21 protein-coding genes are annotated in these 15,106 nt (G+C 56.4%); 13 read left to right on the top strand and 8 right to left on the bottom strand.

From position 1 onward, the window contains the following. The first annotated feature begins 69 nt into the window (after positions 1-69). Positions 70-438 (top strand): hypothetical protein, encoded by a 369-nt coding sequence (locus tag BMX07_RS18160; RefSeq protein ID WP_090620599.1) that lies wholly within the window; start codon positions 70-72, stop codon positions 436-438. A 111-nt stretch (positions 439-549) separates the two neighbouring features. Here the strand turns inward: BMX07_RS18160 and BMX07_RS18155 are convergent, their stop codons facing one another. Next, positions 550-918 carry a hypothetical protein gene (locus BMX07_RS18155; protein ID WP_090620597.1) on the bottom strand — a complete coding sequence of 123 codons (369 nt, stop codon included), beginning with the start codon at positions 916-918 and terminating at the stop codon, positions 550-552. Positions 919-1,085: 167 nt separating this feature from the next. Next, entirely contained in the window at positions 1,086-1,550 is a 465-nt protein-coding gene (locus BMX07_RS18150) for a DUF2262 domain-containing protein (RefSeq protein ID WP_090620595.1), read from the bottom strand. A gap of 113 nt (positions 1,551-1,663) precedes the next feature. Between BMX07_RS18150 and BMX07_RS18145 the strand changes: the two genes are divergently transcribed. From BMX07_RS18145 to BMX07_RS25270, 4 genes are all read left to right on the top strand, one after another. After that, on the top strand, positions 1,664-2,530 hold the full coding sequence (locus tag BMX07_RS18145; protein ID WP_090620591.1) for a hypothetical protein: 867 nt from the start codon (positions 1,664-1,666) through the stop codon (positions 2,528-2,530). Beyond that, on the top strand, positions 2,527-3,294 hold the full coding sequence (locus BMX07_RS18140) for a hypothetical protein (protein WP_090620589.1): 768 nt from the start codon (positions 2,527-2,529) through the stop codon (positions 3,292-3,294). Before BMX07_RS18145 ends, BMX07_RS18140 begins: the two co-directional genes overlap by 4 nt. 543 nt (positions 3,295-3,837) lie before the next feature. Beyond that, positions 3,838-4,446, top strand: a complete 609-nt coding sequence (locus tag BMX07_RS18135; RefSeq protein ID WP_090620587.1) for a ComEC/Rec2 family competence protein — start codon at positions 3,838-3,840, stop codon at positions 4,444-4,446. Between the two features lie 710 nt (positions 4,447-5,156). Further along, positions 5,157-5,390 carry a hypothetical protein gene (locus BMX07_RS25270; protein WP_245742158.1) on the top strand — a complete coding sequence of 78 codons (234 nt, stop codon included), beginning with the start codon at positions 5,157-5,159 and terminating at the stop codon, positions 5,388-5,390. Between the two features lie 139 nt (positions 5,391-5,529). On the opposite strand, the gene BMX07_RS18125 is transcribed toward BMX07_RS25270, so the two are convergent. Further along, positions 5,530-6,102: a hypothetical protein gene (locus BMX07_RS18125; RefSeq protein ID WP_090620584.1), complete on the bottom strand. Its 573-nt coding sequence runs from the start codon at positions 6,100-6,102 to the stop codon at positions 5,530-5,532. A 271-nt stretch (positions 6,103-6,373) separates the two neighbouring features. Between BMX07_RS18125 and BMX07_RS18120 the strand changes: the two genes are divergently transcribed. The 5 genes from BMX07_RS18120 to BMX07_RS18095 all read left to right on the top strand — a co-directional run bounded on the left by BMX07_RS18120 (position 6,374) and on the right by BMX07_RS18095 (position 9,600). Next, complete coding sequence (locus BMX07_RS18120) at positions 6,374-6,934, top strand: hypothetical protein (RefSeq protein WP_090620582.1); 561 nt, start codon at positions 6,374-6,376, stop codon at positions 6,932-6,934. A 190-nt stretch (positions 6,935-7,124) separates the two neighbouring features. After that, positions 7,125-7,355, top strand: coding sequence for a hypothetical protein (locus tag BMX07_RS18115; RefSeq protein ID WP_090620579.1), 231 nt, complete (start codon positions 7,125-7,127; stop codon positions 7,353-7,355). Positions 7,356-8,156: 801 nt separating this feature from the next. Next, a complete protein-coding gene (locus BMX07_RS18105; RefSeq protein ID WP_394328399.1) occupies positions 8,157-8,423 on the top strand; it encodes a putative quinol monooxygenase in 267 nt (88 codons plus the stop codon). A gap of 158 nt (positions 8,424-8,581) precedes the next feature. Then, on the top strand, positions 8,582-9,052 hold the full coding sequence (locus BMX07_RS18100; protein WP_090620573.1) for an SRPBCC family protein: 471 nt from the start codon (positions 8,582-8,584) through the stop codon (positions 9,050-9,052). 191 nt (positions 9,053-9,243) lie between these two features. Next, positions 9,244-9,600 carry a DsrE family protein gene (locus tag BMX07_RS18095; RefSeq protein ID WP_090620570.1) on the top strand — a complete coding sequence of 119 codons (357 nt, stop codon included), beginning with the start codon at positions 9,244-9,246 and terminating at the stop codon, positions 9,598-9,600. Between the two features lie 151 nt (positions 9,601-9,751). Here the strand turns inward: BMX07_RS18095 and BMX07_RS18090 are convergent, their stop codons facing one another. Together BMX07_RS18090 and BMX07_RS18085 are read right to left on the bottom strand one after the other, a co-directional pair. Further along, a complete protein-coding gene (locus tag BMX07_RS18090) occupies positions 9,752-11,011 on the bottom strand; it encodes an MFS transporter (RefSeq protein WP_090620568.1) in 1,260 nt (419 codons plus the stop codon). A 110-nt stretch (positions 11,012-11,121) separates the two neighbouring features. Then, positions 11,122-11,496, bottom strand: coding sequence for a winged helix-turn-helix transcriptional regulator (locus BMX07_RS18085; protein WP_090620566.1), 375 nt, complete (start codon positions 11,494-11,496; stop codon positions 11,122-11,124). 276 nt (positions 11,497-11,772) lie between these two features. Between BMX07_RS18085 and BMX07_RS18080 the strand changes: the two genes are divergently transcribed. The 3 genes from BMX07_RS18080 to BMX07_RS18070 all read left to right on the top strand — a co-directional run bounded on the left by BMX07_RS18080 (position 11,773) and on the right by BMX07_RS18070 (position 13,211). Beyond that, entirely contained in the window at positions 11,773-12,204 is a 432-nt protein-coding gene (locus BMX07_RS18080) for an HTH domain-containing protein (protein WP_090620564.1), read from the top strand. Positions 12,205-12,218: 14 nt separating this feature from the next. Beyond that, on the top strand, positions 12,219-12,587 hold the full coding sequence (locus tag BMX07_RS18075) for a hypothetical protein (RefSeq protein ID WP_090620562.1): 369 nt from the start codon (positions 12,219-12,221) through the stop codon (positions 12,585-12,587). Positions 12,588-12,734: 147 nt separating this feature from the next. Beyond that, positions 12,735-13,211 carry a universal stress protein gene (locus BMX07_RS18070; protein WP_090620560.1) on the top strand — a complete coding sequence of 159 codons (477 nt, stop codon included), beginning with the start codon at positions 12,735-12,737 and terminating at the stop codon, positions 13,209-13,211. A gap of 348 nt (positions 13,212-13,559) precedes the next feature. Here the strand turns inward: BMX07_RS18070 and BMX07_RS18065 are convergent, their stop codons facing one another. From BMX07_RS18065 to BMX07_RS25260, 3 genes are all read right to left on the bottom strand, one after another. Next, positions 13,560-14,213, bottom strand: coding sequence for a MaoC/PaaZ C-terminal domain-containing protein (locus BMX07_RS18065; RefSeq protein WP_090620557.1), 654 nt, complete (start codon positions 14,211-14,213; stop codon positions 13,560-13,562). A gap of 207 nt (positions 14,214-14,420) precedes the next feature. Further along, a complete protein-coding gene (locus BMX07_RS25265; RefSeq protein WP_245742157.1) occupies positions 14,421-14,567 on the bottom strand; it encodes a hypothetical protein in 147 nt (48 codons plus the stop codon). A gap of 26 nt (positions 14,568-14,593) precedes the next feature. After that, positions 14,594-14,917, bottom strand: coding sequence for a hypothetical protein (locus tag BMX07_RS25260; protein WP_245742156.1), 324 nt, complete (start codon positions 14,915-14,917; stop codon positions 14,594-14,596). Positions 14,918-15,106: the final 189 nt, after the last annotated feature.

Genomic DNA, 15,106 nt, shown 5'->3' with positions numbered 1-15,106 from the left:
TGACCCGGACCGGCTCCAGTGTCGGCCCAGCCGCTGTTCGGACGCCCCCACTACCGAGGCCCGAAACCCATGGATATCGAACGACGAGACGGCGAGATCGTTTCCTTCGAATCGCAGGACGGAGCAGTGTTCTCGGTCGAGGTCGGCGGCGGGCCGTGCAGGGTCGACCTGGCGAGCCTGAAGCCGCTCACCGAGATACGGGACCACGCTCCGGACATTAATCCTGACGAGATCGCGGCCGTCCTCGGCTATTCCGTGACCTCGTTCGACGGCGATCCCATCTATCACGGCCGAATGGACGGGTTGGAACTGTCCTACGAGGTCGTTGATGCCGAGGACGAGGTGACGATGCTGGTCGTCTCGTTCGGCGAAGTCCAACCCGGCCGGTACGCCGCTGCGACCGAGGCACTGGTGCGGACGAGTTCCCGTCGATTCTGAATACGGCGAGCAGCCACGAGATTGCTTGGCCGAAAGGGGCCGTCAGTCGTTGCCCCCGTATCGACGTGCCCGAGACAGGAGTCTCCCGGTCGCCATCACCGACAATAGCCGTCAGCGCCACTTCGCGACGGGGCCACCGACTTCCTTGCGCTCGATATCTATCTCGTGTTGCCAGAGCACCTCCCCGCGATGCGGTGGGTCGTGGGCCAGCACCATCGTCACACCGAGTTCCGTAACGATACTCGGGACCAAGGTGTAGAGGTCGATCCCGTCGGGCAGGGTGTACTCGAACGCGTCCCGCTCGGTTCCATCACTCGCCAGCATCCGTATTGTCCCCTCGACACTCGCGGTGACGACTACGTCCTCCTCCTCGGCGTATTCGGCGTGGACCAGCCCCGAGAGCGTCACGGACACTGACTCTCCCACACACTCCCACGTCAGCGTCGTCGATTTGTCATCGTAGCTGTCTTCGATGTGCATCCAATCGACACCTTGGTACTACCTTCCTCCACGTTTGAATCCACTGCTGGTACCGCGACCGGTCGACCATTTATTACCCTCAAAGGTACCAGCAAAGTCAATCTGGTGGCGGCGAGAAAACGTGTCACGTCGAATGTGATTCACGTCGGTACCAGACGGCGGGACAGTCACAGATGCGCCTCGAAGATCCCGTTTTCGAGGTTCCCAGAGACCATGATGCTGTGTCCGAAGAACAGATCGTCGTCGTCGTGCCAGAACGTGAACCCGCCATCGTGATCGATGGTGACGGTTTTCAGGTCTATCCTATCTGTGAACTCTTCGGCAGTCACCGTGTCATCCTCCGATTCGATCCACTCCACGTTCTTGAGCTCGAGCAACTCGTCGAGGGCGTACTGCTGAATCCGCTCGGTCCACGTGGACTGGTCGTCCCACAGCGCCTTCGCGACAGTGAGCCCCGACACACCGTCGTCGGGTTCGGAGAGCCAGAGTTCTAACTCGACCTCGGTACCCATCCACTCGGCTGTCGTCGAATAGAGACCTCTGCTGGATTTTCTCTCGAACGTCCCGAGCTGCTCGTCCTCGTACATCTCGGGGTCCTGGGAGTGTGCGGAATCAGGCGACTCGTTGTCCATTTGGCTTCAGTACGATGCTGCTGAATATAATCACACTGGTCGTGGGTGGGACCGGGCCGTCGTGTCGAATCCAGAGATACATTACAGTGAGTGATCTGTTTCGATCAAGAGACATGTCGGACGATCTTTTCGAGACCACTGAGACAACGGAGAGAGTAAAAGAATTGGTAGCCTCCTTCAAGGACGGGACGGCGGGCGATGCCGAATTCGAGGCGTTGCGGGAGTTGCTCTCGGCCGAAGACGCCTTGGACCGAGATGGCGTCCTGTACGGCATTCGATCGGTCGGCATCCTCGATGAGGAACGAACCGATGCGGCCGTCGACGTGTTGCTGGGGTACTGTTTCGACCAGCCCAGGAAAGTCCGCGAAGTCGCTGCCGAGAGTCTCTCGGACATCGGTTGCGAGCGGACCGCGCGTATTACTGGTAGCCAGTATGACGTTGCAGTGGACGCTCGATATATTGATAACGGTGCTGACTATCTGAATTACCATAAAGTAACTGACCTAAGTAAAGGTGCAGCTGGTGAGAAAATCGCTGAAACCAACATTCGAACCGAGATCGCGAGTAAGATTGATGAGGGTGAGAAGGTCGATGATTACATCTACAAAGGGTATGATCCCGGTACAGTGAACGATAATGGTCCGGACCTTGTGTATAAGGATCCAGAGGGCGACCTTATTATTGACGAGGTGAAATTCCTAAGTGATGACGGGAACTTCGGAAAGAGGAATTTAGGGAAAACAAAGGATGGAGATGTGACTCAGATGTCCGATCAGTGGATTAGAAATGTTCTGTCTGAAGAGAGAGGAATAGATAAATCCACAAGAGAAGCAATTGAAGATGCCAGAGCAACTGGGGACGTCAGGAGAGAAATAACTGTCATTCAGAACCGTCCCAAGGATGGGAAGACAGTTACAAAGAGTATTAACGAACTAGGAATTGATGAGGTTAGACTAATTAAGATCGGTGAACAGCGATGAGTACTGAAGAAACAATTCGAAATCAACGGGAGAGTCAGTTAGAGGCCTATGAGAAGAATCACAATCGCATGGAAAAGGGAGAAGTGGTTACTGACGCACTTCCCTTTGTAGAAGGAAGGATAGCAGACAGTGCTCTTGGTGTTGGTATCTGCGAAAGTCTCCTTGGAAACTCCGATGAAGCATTGTCTTGGTTTGGCCGCGCAGCAAACCACTCAGTGAAAATCATCGAGCTCGTAGATGAATACGAAGACAGCATTGAGGATTCCTATCAATGGCATCAGCCAACTCAATGCTCTGATGCACTTTATGCAGCAATTCTATCCCAGCAAGATGCGTATATTGATGATGCGATCTCACATACCTATGACCTCGATCAAGAATGGATTCTTGAGAACCATTCTGACTTTTCGCATGTTCTCTATCATGCATTAGCATTAGCAGCGTATATTGATGGAAATGAATCTCAAGCTATCTCCTGGAACAAGAAACTCTCTGACATTGATCATGAATACCTAAAGTACGATGGATTGCAGTTAGCCCTTGCTGGATTAATTGAAGAAGATTCGTCTCAGTTCAGCCATGGGCTTGAAAAGATCCTCTCCAATCACCATGACAAGCGAGGGACGAATCCTGATGCACCAACTCAATTCGTTTCAGTAGAGGGCTCCAGCAACCTCCTCCTTACAAATGATGTTGATATTGACCCAAATGATGTAGAAATAGAAGACTCTCTGCGTGATTTTCTTCTACCTGACCTAATCTAAATATATCATATTTAGATATTTTCGGACTATTTCTTTAGATAGTATCGCAGTGAGTTTGAGGAACAAGCAATTGGGAGCGGCTCTTCCTGCGTGCGTCGATATACTTCCAATTGACGTTCGTTCCTTTGACCTTGCTAGGACTGCATCGATATTGCTGATTCAACTCTGTAGGCTTGCGGTCTGGCCCACAATCCGACCACCGATCCAACTATCCTATGTATCTGAACATGAGGTTACCATCGTTTTCCCATCCTTCGTTTCTGACTCTGACACGCCGTAGGTCCTTACCCATTGACGAATAGTCATTATAGTAATCCGTGGAGTTTGCTGATCCTGAAGCGCTTGCTCTTGTACGCAATTCCACACCTATATCATAAATTTTGTCAGAGCGCAAAGTGAAGTCCTTGTATCTTTTGCGCTTTCCATAACTACCTGATACTGGCGTGTCGATCGTCTTCGAATTAATCGCACCATCATCGTGGTTTCTCACGAACAGACTCAGTTCAGCTGCGCCGGTATCTGCATTACCATTAAGAAGATAGGATGCTGAGCGACGATCCGGACGCCGGCCGCGTCGAGGTGTCCTACCTGGATGTCGGGAAGGGCCAGAGCGTTTTGGTCCAGTCGCCGGACGGCAACCTGCTCGTCGACGCCGGGTCGACGTCGACCTCCAAGATAAGCTACGACGGCTCACTGAAGAAGCAACTCGAGGAGAACGGCGTTAACACCATTGACAAACTCGTCCTGACGCACGGTCACGAGGACCACGTCTCGTACGGGGAGTATCTGCTCGAGGACTTCGACGTAGAGGAAGTCTACTGGAACGCGAAGGCCGACTCTAAGACCGCGCGTAACCTCGAGAGAGCGTTGGAGGAGGCCGACACGGCCGGCGAGCTGGAGTTCCACTCAAGCGTCACATCAGGTGATGGCGATTCACTCGAGCCTGGGTCGAGCGTCGACGTCCAGGTCGTCCACCCTGACGCGCCCGTCGGGAGTGATGTGGACGCCGAATCGGTTGCCCTGACCGTTGAGGCTCAGGAGAAACGCTTCCACATCGCGAGCGACGCTCGTGACCCGTCCAACGTGAAGGCGGATGGCGACGTAGACGTTCTCACGCTCCAACACCACGGCGCCGCATCGACTACTGAGTAGCCGAATATGAGCAGTCCCGGCTGGATCAGCGGTATGGGTCCGCCGGAGCATGTTGTCGTACCAGCAAACTACTCGAAGCAGCATCCGACCACAGAGGCGGTGACCAACGTCGACGAAGTCAGCGACACGCCCAACTTCTATATCACAAGCGAGCACCAGTCCGGCGGGGCAATCACGTTCGTGGTCCAGGACGAGGAACTGTCGGTGGAGTACGACGAGGCCAGTCAACGGATCCGGGCGATTGGGTGGAGAGCGCGAATGGCGTCCCGCGGCTCCGGCCGCCCGCGCAGTCGGTCTCTGCCGCCGCGGCTGGCCCACCCCTCGCGGGCTAAGGACGCCGCTTGCTCTTTTGTCCGATGCGTTCTTTTCCGCATGAACAGGGCCTCTAAAAGCGGTCTGATTGATCGCACTATATGGGCAACATCGAGGCGAGACCGTTTATCGTCGACGAATTCGAGATTCTCCAGTCGTGGATCGAGTGTCGAATGTACGACCCTAGTGACGAGCCGTATCCCAACATCGTACTGATGCACTGTGGGCACCCGTGTCTCCCGTTCGACGCTCGGTATCGATGGTCGTACGTGACGTTTGACGTTTCATTCTCCCGTTCCCCAACCGGGACGAGCGTCGACGTCGGTCCGACTCGGTCTGTGGCCGAATTTGAGACGACGTTCGAAAAAATAACCGACAAGGGATACAACGCAGCGTGTATGGGTGCCCAGGGGTACGAGTACTATTTTACCATAATGAGCGATTGTCTGCCAAGTTGGATCATTGAGAGCGATGGCGTCTATGCGACCGTCGAACTCACCTACGACGAGGAACTTACGAAAGCGGAAGAGGAGTTCACTGACGAAGAGATCGAACGCAGGCGCGAGGAGTTCCGAGCGCTCTTCGACAACTGGGACGTGGAGTACGGCCCGGACGCGACGCCGCGTCCGTGACGGATCCCCGATCGTCAACCTCCGCTCCGGCCTGGTCCGTGGCGGGCTTTGATTTCTAATCGGCGTCCGGTGGCGTGAGGTAGTTGAGCCGATGCGAGACCAGTATACCGACCGAGAAGTTGACTTCTTCGTCGATACGTTAGACGAACTTCTCGACCCTCCTAAGTTCTCCCGTCAAGCCGATCCATTCGGAATCAACTCGCCGCAGATCATACTTCACCCGTTCCTCCTTCCGCTCCAATTCCTCCCGAAGTGCCGCCATCTCCTCGGTCCGTGTCATTCCACTGACCGCACCAACTTCACGGCGTTTCGTTGAACCATCCGTCAGAGCGACAGCTCGCCACTCAGAACCCAGACTCATAGACTGCATCCCTACAGCCCTGTGTTCACTCCGGAAGTCCTCCCTTTCCGACTCATGGACTAGATAGACGCCATCGGCTTTCCTCGTACACCACCGCTTGAGGGAGTCCACCCACTCCTCCTCGCGTTTCTCTCGCTCGCGGGGAAGCCACTCTCGTCGTCGTCGACGGAGTAGCTCAAGATAGTTATCGGGGCCGTACCTCCCAAGCGACTCCTGGAGGGCCCCTACATCACCAATATTCCGTTCCCAAGAGGCTGCAGTGGCTCGAGGAACCTCAAATTCCAACGCAATGGTCTCGACAGAGTCACTCCAACAATCCTCGTACTCGCGGTCCGTCAACTCATCAGTCATTATCGGATAGTGCTCCTCAACGAATAAGAAACTACGGCGAGGGGAGAAGCCCAAACAACTTCCGCGCCGCCGCCGGCTGACGGGCTCCTAATCAGCGAGAGATCGTACAGGTTTCGAAATCCCTCGGCCGCTCAACGCCCCGCGACCGCCGCTGCGAGCCTCGTAATATCACATGCCAATCCGGAGCGTCTCCCCACTAACGTGACAGTCTACATGGTGTTTTTTCGCGCCTGACAGGTGAGGCGCTCTCATCTGTGCCTCGAGATTCCCTATGAGTACAGATCAGCCGATCGACCGAGAACAGCACTACGAGCAACACGATTACAGCGATACCAGTGACCGGGAGCAACGCTATTCCGGAGACACTGCTCGACTAAACAGGCATGAACTCATCGCGATCGACGAGTGGCTACCAGGCACGGAACCAACACCCTACGATATCGACCTGACTAACTGTTACGAGTACCGAACGCGCTACTGGCGCTGTCGGAACTGCGGCCAGGAACGAAACCGTCGCGACGAGTTTCGAGACCAATGCGAGACGCCAGCACCACCAACCCCGCTCGAGGCAGGTGGCTACTCGATCGATAACGCCCGAACACGCCGTGCATTGAGCGAGCAGATGGATGTTTGCTTCACCACGGCGGGGTCGATCTACGAAGTTGATAGTGAGAGCGGGAACACATACGAAATAGACATCGAGGCAGAGACCTGTAGCTGCACAGATTTCGAACGGCGCCAGCCAAAGAGTGGCTGTAAGCATCTTCGCCGTGTCGATCTCGAGATTCGAACCGGGCTTGTTCTTGGTCCGGATGGAACATTCGTTCGATAAGAGAGAAGTGCTCGCTCATTCGAGGTGCTATCTCTCCTCAGAAGGGTGCAAGGGACGCGAGCTCAGTCCACTGCACAATGCATGGATTGACCCCCTCCCGCACCTAAAGACGGGGGTACCTTCTACAAATGCTGCAATCAAGCAATGATGGTCCTGCAGTTTATCAGAGAAGCCGCACCCAACATCGGCGATGTCTCCCACCGATCGACAGGAGGATCTCCTCGTCGCAGTTGCACTGACCGAGTTCAGTGTTCACTATGAGAACGCTGATCCCAAACTCGCTGAGCAAGCGTGGCAGCTCGCAGCGAACCGCCTCGTCGAGTACGACATCGGGCCTGCCAATGCTGTCGACACACTCGAGATCGTCTGCGTGACCGGTGACTGCTCGCAGACACTCACTTGGACGCTGCGAAAGAGATGACATCAAATACTCCTGCGGGATCAGTCGACGACGAAATCCGCCAGCTGTACAAGCGGTATCAGGCGGCCGAGAGCGACGCCGAACGTCGCGAGATCGCCCTCGACAGGCAACGAGCTCAGAAGTCAGGCCGACGGCACGGCCTGTGCGGTTCCAGTGGGACGACCACCGGTGGTACCCCATCGAGGGGGCCACTGTGGCCCCAACGAATAGCGCACAGACCCGCAAGGTGCCACCGTGGTGTCGTCGTAACACCCGCTCCGAGTACTCGGAGTGAATGTCGATGCGCTGGTCGCTCGCTTTTCAGACACATTATCCAGAGTTTGCTGAATACAGAAGATTCACCTTCTGGGAGCGACCGGAGGTTACTGCTCGTAGATGTAGACAACTCTCTCCTCGGAATACCTGCCTGCGACGATTGTCGTTCCGTTCGTGGTCGCTATCGCATCGCCGAACTGCTCGGACGTATCGGACACTTGAAATATATCCCTCGCGGATCGTTTGTACTAGACGGCTGATCAAGGTTGTAAACCGCACCGACCGAGTCGCCGAACTGAGCGTGCGGTGCGCTGACGAGCAACGTATCGCCATCAGTCGCGATTGATCTGACGATCCGTCCATCATCCCGATCAGTAGCAGACAGCGTCTGTCGGCGCCTCCATTCCCCGCCTTCGCGCTCAAAGACATCTACGAGCCCGTCGCTGTCTGCTGTCCGCAGGACAGCCGTATCATCGGCCACCGCCATTGATTCGATGTAGACGCCCTCGGTTAGCTCCGTTGTCAGTTGCCAGCCGTCACCAGTCGATCGCTCGAATACCGACACGGGGATTCGCGACGTCCTCGAATAGTTCACGGAAGGAGGACGGAATCGTCGAGTACCGGGTCGCGACCGATGTAGACGACGAGAACCTCTTCCGGTTCTTCGAACAGTACGAGGACGAAGCAGCGTTCGGAGCGCACGCTGAGTCCGATCACTTCGAGCGGTTCGCAGCTGAACTACCGGAATTACTCGCGGGAGAGCCAGAGGTGACCCGCTTCGAGGTCGAGTCGGCAACAGACGTCGAACTCTGACCCGAAGGACGAACTAAAATATCCCACACAGCATTACCACCCAGCAGAGAGTGTCTTCCACGTTGGGTGAGTAGTGTCGCGGTTCTGTCTCCACTCCTTGTGTTTGTTTTTTGCACTACCAAGACAGCGCTATACCGGTGAGGTTACTCTACTCAGATATGCACAATGTGAGTGTTGAAAAGGTAATTTCAGTACCAGCTAAACACGTGTGGACTGCACTCGATGAGTTCGGTCACGTCTCCGAGTACAATCCACACGTTGCGACGTCGAAGATCATCGACGGTCCGGAGACTGGTGTTGGTGCGACCCGCGAGTGTGTATTCGAGGATGGTGACCGTATCGAAGAGGAAATTATCGAATACAGTCCTGAATCGAATTACACTGTGGAGTTCATCGATGTCGGCAGTATGCCTCTGAAGCGAAATAGGGTCCAAATCAGTGTTGAGGAACGAGGTGATGCGACGGCGGTCACGATGGCCGCCACGTTCAAACCAAAGTACGGATTCTTCGGGACCGTAATGGCGAAATTGATGATGGAATCTCGCTTCCGGAAGACGTTCGAGGAAGTCCTCGATGGCCTCGAAGCGTACGTCATCGCTGATCGAGAGGGCAATACGGAGAGGGTCTGAACCGATGTCGCTTCTGAGTGACCAGTTGCCCCACCACTGGAGGGTGTATCCTGTGACGGCTGCTCGGAGCGAATTTTGCTGCCGCTGATCTCAGCGAACAGCACCGGAGTGTATAAACCACCTTCGCAGGCGTATCATCGTTGCACGGCCGCAGACGGATTATATTCTCTGGAATTGTACTAGCGGATGCTATGACAAAAACAGCAGTTGTGATCCTGGCGGGAACAGAAGGACATGCGAACCTCGGCTACCTCGTTAATGCTCTCGAGACGGCGAAGGAGTTCGCAGAGACTGACGGAGACGAGCTGGAGCTCATTTTCGACGGAGCTGGAACGCAGTGGATTCCCGAACTCGAAGATCCGGACAGTGACCAGCACGAACGCTACCAGGCCGTCAAAGATGATGCGTCCGCGTGTGATTTCTGCTCCGGGGCGTTCGGTGTCGATGATGCAGTGAACGATTCCGGCGTGGTTCGGCTTGACGACCACGACGGGCACTCCAGTATCCGTTCGCTCGTCGACGACGGCTACGAAGTCATCACATTCTGACGTTCGGAACGGCTGATCCCGTTGCAGAATCAGTATACGAATATACTCCAGGGTGAGTCTTATCGCGCTGGTCTGTATTGTTCTTACGCGAACACGCTTGGTCGGTTGGTTTACAATAAAGTCATCCTCGCAGCGTGAAAGTGGAGCGGGGTCACCCGCGACCGCCAGCCAGTGCATTTGCCTCGGGAAGCCGTCGGAGCCATAACATAGCGGCTGTCCCAACGAACGGTCCGATAACCAGTGGTGCGAAGGCCCACTGCCAGCCGACGACACCGGCAATGATCGGCGTGACTTGGATCGATCCCACCGTGAGTAGAAATCCGATGGCAGTCTGCAGCGTCAGGGCTGACCCAACGTAACTGTCCTCGGCGAGTTCGGAGACGGCCGCCGAGAACTGCGCGGAGTCGGCGACGATAACGAACCCCCAAATCAATAGGAACGGGACGAGAACAAAAAGAGGACCACCAAACACGAAGCCAGCACCAATGCAGGCGGTGCCGCTGACGATCATACTTACGCTCGTAACGGTCGTCCGTCCGATTCGGTCTGCGAACACACCGGCGACGAGGGCGCCGATACCCCCTACGGCAATAGTTCCGAACGCGAGCAGAGCAGCGACTGTTGGTGCCGGGTCGCCGCTGGCAGCGAAACTCGCAGCTAAATAGACGGGAATCCACGCCCAGACGGCGTATAATTCCCACATGTGACCGAAATATCCGAGGTTGGCGAGCATCGTCCCGCGGTCACCGAGCATCCGGCGAACCGCTCCGGGATCGAATGGGGCTGCCGGAGCCTGGTGGGGACCCGGACGCACAAAGAGAACGAGCACACCACTGACTGCCGCGAGCCCAGCCGCACCCAGTAAGACGAGACGCGGACGGCCGACGCCACCAATCGCCCGAAGTAGATGCGGCATCGCCGATCCGATCGTGAGTGCACCGACAAGAGTGCCGATAGCGAAACCTCGTCCTTCCCGAAACCAGCCAGCCATGATTTTCATACCGGTCGGATACACACCGGCCAGTGCGACACCAGTCAGAAATCGTAACAGAACGGCCGGGAGAAACGACGACACGACAAGAGCAATAAGTACAGTCGCCCCTGCACCAATGGCAGCTGAGACAGCAAACAGGTACCGCGGCGGAATCGTATCCGCGAGGGTGAGCGTCGCAGAAAGCACGGCACCGACGACGAAGCCGAGTTGCACCGCGTTCGTCAACCAGGCTGTCTCAGCGCTCGAGAGATTCCAGAGCGCCGTGAGTTCCGGCCCGACTGCCGAGGCACTGAACCAAAGCGTCATCGCCAGCAGTTCGGCAACAGCTAGGACGAGGAGGACACGATATCGGCTTGCTTTCGTCTGTCCCTGCTTCGTCTCTGGTCCCTGTTTATCATTTTTTCTCAACGCACCCATATCCACTACGCTGATTTATTAGTCAAAGTGATAAAAATGCTGGCGGGGATTCAAACGTATTGCACACTGCGGGTAGTCAATTATTGCACGATCACTTTCATCCCGGTTCATCACGCGATCGAACTACTCTCGTCCGTTGCAGGCATCAGATGCTCTTGCCCCCAAGCGGCCATTTCCTGAATAACCGGCTCCAGTGATTCGCCGAGTTCGGTCAGCGAATACTCGACGCGGACCGGTTTTTCGTTGACGATCTCCCTCTGGATCAGATGTTTCGACTCGAGGTCCTCGAGGACGTCGGAGAGGACCTTGCTCGATATGCCGCCGACTTCCTCTTTCAGCGCATTGAATCCGAGCGGCCCGTTGGCGAGCAGTCGATGGAGAACGACAGTGTGCCACTTCTTCCCGATCAACATTGCGGTGGACGTGACGGGACACCAGTCTTCGCCAGCACACCATACTGCCAGTTGCTCTGTCGACTCGACCATGACCGTGTAGTAGTGCTAGCACGTCATATAGTTACGTATTGATATTCAGTTACGATAGCTATCTGTTCACCCGTCTCTCGTCACCGACCGAGCAGTCGCATACGGCGTCTGTTCACATACGTTGCCTGATCGGGCCGGCATTTTGTGCGTACGAGCAGTGTGGGACACTGATCTGGCCAATGGCTGACGAATTAACCTGACGTATTCGAGAGTTGATCGAACTGAGGCAACACGAACGACGGTCTCGTGAACACTGGCAGTGCCGCTCACAACGACATGAATTCGAAAAACAGCGATAAGACACCGACGGGCGACATCTCGAACGATCGATTGCGTGTGACGGTCTGGTTTCGCGAATTCGCCCCTTCCCCCGATCAACGCGAGCTGCTCATCCCGTTGAAAGAGTTACGGCTGACAGGGGCTCTCGCCGACGTAACGCTCCGAGTTTGGGGGCGACAGATCGCTGCAGGCTCCTCCGTCATCGGTGGGGACGACGTCGAACGGATCCGCGACCGGCTTTCGGAGTTCGAGTGCTGGGCTAGTCAGAACGGGTACTCGCTCGTACCCGTGTTCAAACGACGCGAGCGGACGTCGATGGTCTCAGATGAACGGACTCCGGTCATCGTGTTGCCAACCATCTGTCTCGCTGTTTACGATGCCGATCGACTCGTCGGGGTGTTTCCCCGTCGGACGGTGACCGAGTACTGACCGTTCAAACCGGTGTGAATCGATTGGAGAACGAGCCGGACAGCGTCGCAGTCGGTTCCACCCAGGTGGGTCTCCAGCAGGTCGACGACCAATGTGCGGAAGGCGAACACACGTACGAAGCGGCGGACTCGTTCGAAGGGTCCAGTGAGAGAGACAGTGGGAGTAGTAGTGATCGCGAGCGAAGCGACGACGATCACCGCGAGAGTTCGACCGATCGCGACGTGAACGAACGAGATCTGAGCGAGAACGCTGACGACAGCCAGAGCGACAGCGAGCTCGACCACGACGTCGACACTCGCAGCAGCGACCTGTCGATCGACGAGTCTGTGCTGTCGAGCATCGACACAGCAGTCGAGAACTTCCTCTCGATCGTTACGGGATAACGGCGCGGCGACCCGACGGTGCCTTTTTAATACGGCGCGGCATCCCGAGCAACGGTACGATCCCTCAAGTGACAGCCAATTCGGGCGATACAGACCGTCTCGAACTCGTGAACGACACCGCTATATTTCGGGCAGTGTTAACTTGTGATGGAGTTCCTGCGTCACGCATCGGCGTACTCCGCGGATCATCATCATCCTATGCCACGCTCGTTCGTCGAAATAGACGTCCTGTTACCGCTCGCGGATCGAACAGACGCGCGCAATACCTGTCACGCGGCGCTCCCGTACCTGGAGGGGAAGGACTGCCGCGTACACGTGTTACACGTCGTTCACGGAGTGGAACCTGACGGAGATCGAGGGCCTATCGAAGACCGCGTGAACGAGGTGTTTGACATCGCGACAGCGTGTTTCGACGCCGCCGACATCCCCGTCTCGACCGACATCCGATACGGAAAAAACGTCGGTCGAACGATCCTTGACGCCGCCGACAACTACTCGGCCGACGCGATCGTACTGACGCCGCGTGAGCGATCGATCTGGCGCAGACTGCTCTCGCAGAATGTGCTCGCGACGCTAGCCACAAATGTCGATCAGCCGTTGATCATCATTCCGGCAGCCGATTGACGACTACTGCCCGAGTGGTCCCCGATCCTGTGCGGCGATCGAACGCGAGAGCGCGTTGTTTCCGTTCCGTCGATCGATTGTGACAGGTCCTGTCGTCGTTTTCCGACGGCGGGATTCTGGTAGCGATTTCCCCGACGGGGCCATTCGTCTCCGTTCTTTTCGAGCCTTCTTTTCCCCTTTTGAGGATAACTGCCGAAACGAGAGCGAACACAAGTAAGTGGAGCGCGAACAGACAACTGACTTCGACTGCTAGATGGTCTCTGAGCGCTTGATCGCCACGGGCGACGGCCCCGAAGAACTTCTAACATATCGGTTAGTATCTTACTCGCCGGTAACCGTCTCCGAGGTTCACTCGTCACGTGTACTGAGCGGCAGTTCGTCGATCAGAACGGTTGCACTTCCGTCGATAACCGTTTCACCGGTTTCCTTCGCGACCCGAGTTGTGAGACGATATCTGCGTTCGTCAACCCGTTCGTCTATCTGACAACTTGCCGTGACCGACTCCCCGATAAAGACGGGCCCGTGAAACTCGAGCGATTGAGAGAGGTAGATCGTAATTCCCGGGAGCGAAGCGAGTGCGGCACTGATGAGACCCGCGACGAGCGTCCCGTGGACGATTCGGTTCTCGAACCGCGTGCGACTCGCGAACACTTCGTTGAGGTGCAACGCGTTAGTATCGCTCGTCGCCACTGCGAACCGGTTCACATCGTCCTCGGAAATCGTCTTCGTCAGCACCACCTCGTCCCCGACGTCGACGTGGTCGTCGTGATGGACGTGTAGTTCGAACGATCCGCCGGCCGACCCGGAAGAGAGCCTCGGCGATCGAACGCCGTCCCGCTGGCCGATCGCCGGGATCGCGCTCTCGGCGAATCGTTGTGGGCTCTTTTCGAACTGTTCTCTACAGCCGTCCGAACAAAAGTAGTACAGTTGGCTATCATATTCGGCTGTCACGCTGGCCGCGAGCGGATCGACTTCCATACCGCAGGCAGGATCTGTCACCATATATTCTCGTTCGAGAGTAGGGCATGACTCATCTTAACCCGCTCTCGGTCGTGCGCTGAGTTCGCACACTCCTTCGAGAAACGCGAGCGACTCGAACGGTTGCGAGCGCTCAGCGGTCGACGCTCGAAAATGGAATAGTGGACCTCTCTGCGTCACGGGCCGAATCGATTCGGAGGATTCGGTTCCGGACGATAGCCGACGACGGAGCTAGTTTCGAGCGACCAGCGCGTACGCCAGCGCCACGGGGACGGCGTAGACGACGTGGCCGACGAGGCTCACGATCGTGCCGGGAACCGCGACGTTCGGGAATGGCGGTGCACCGGGGAAACCGACCGTTGACAGCCAGATCGGCATCACGAGGACGGCGAGTCCGACGGTCGTCAGGACGCCGTAGCCGATCCCCAGCCCGATCGCCGGACCGACGCGTTTCGCAGGTGCGCGAAGCGGACCGACTTGAACGAGCGCGACGTAGGCCAGCCGAGGACGACGCCGTGGAACTGGTGGATCGCCCACCCAGCGAGCAGCGCTGGACCCTCAATACCGTACATCGCGGGGATCGCCATCTCGAGCATCGGCGCCGGGATGACGTACTGCATGATCAGTCCGAACAGAACGCTACCGACGAAGCCGCCGATCGCGCCTGCCGCCCAGTCTGCGGACGTGACGGTACCAACTGAGGTTATCGTTTGTGTTTCAGTAGCCATGTGTGGTTACCTTCTGTGATCAGGTGCGCTTCGACACCCCATAATTGTAAGCTAAGCGAAAGGTAATGGGATTACCTTGACGTAACGTCGAGAAGGGGGGTGCAGAACGTCCCCGCCAAAGATCGCTCACCCGCGATACGGTACCGTCCGTATAGATCCGAATGCATTTCGAACAACGACTGGCCAGGA

This window comes from Natrinema salaciae, assembly GCF_900110865.1.
Classification (GTDB): domain Archaea; phylum Halobacteriota; class Halobacteria; order Halobacteriales; family Natrialbaceae; genus Natrinema; species Natrinema salaciae.
This window is presented reverse-complemented; position numbering and strand designations above follow the sequence as displayed.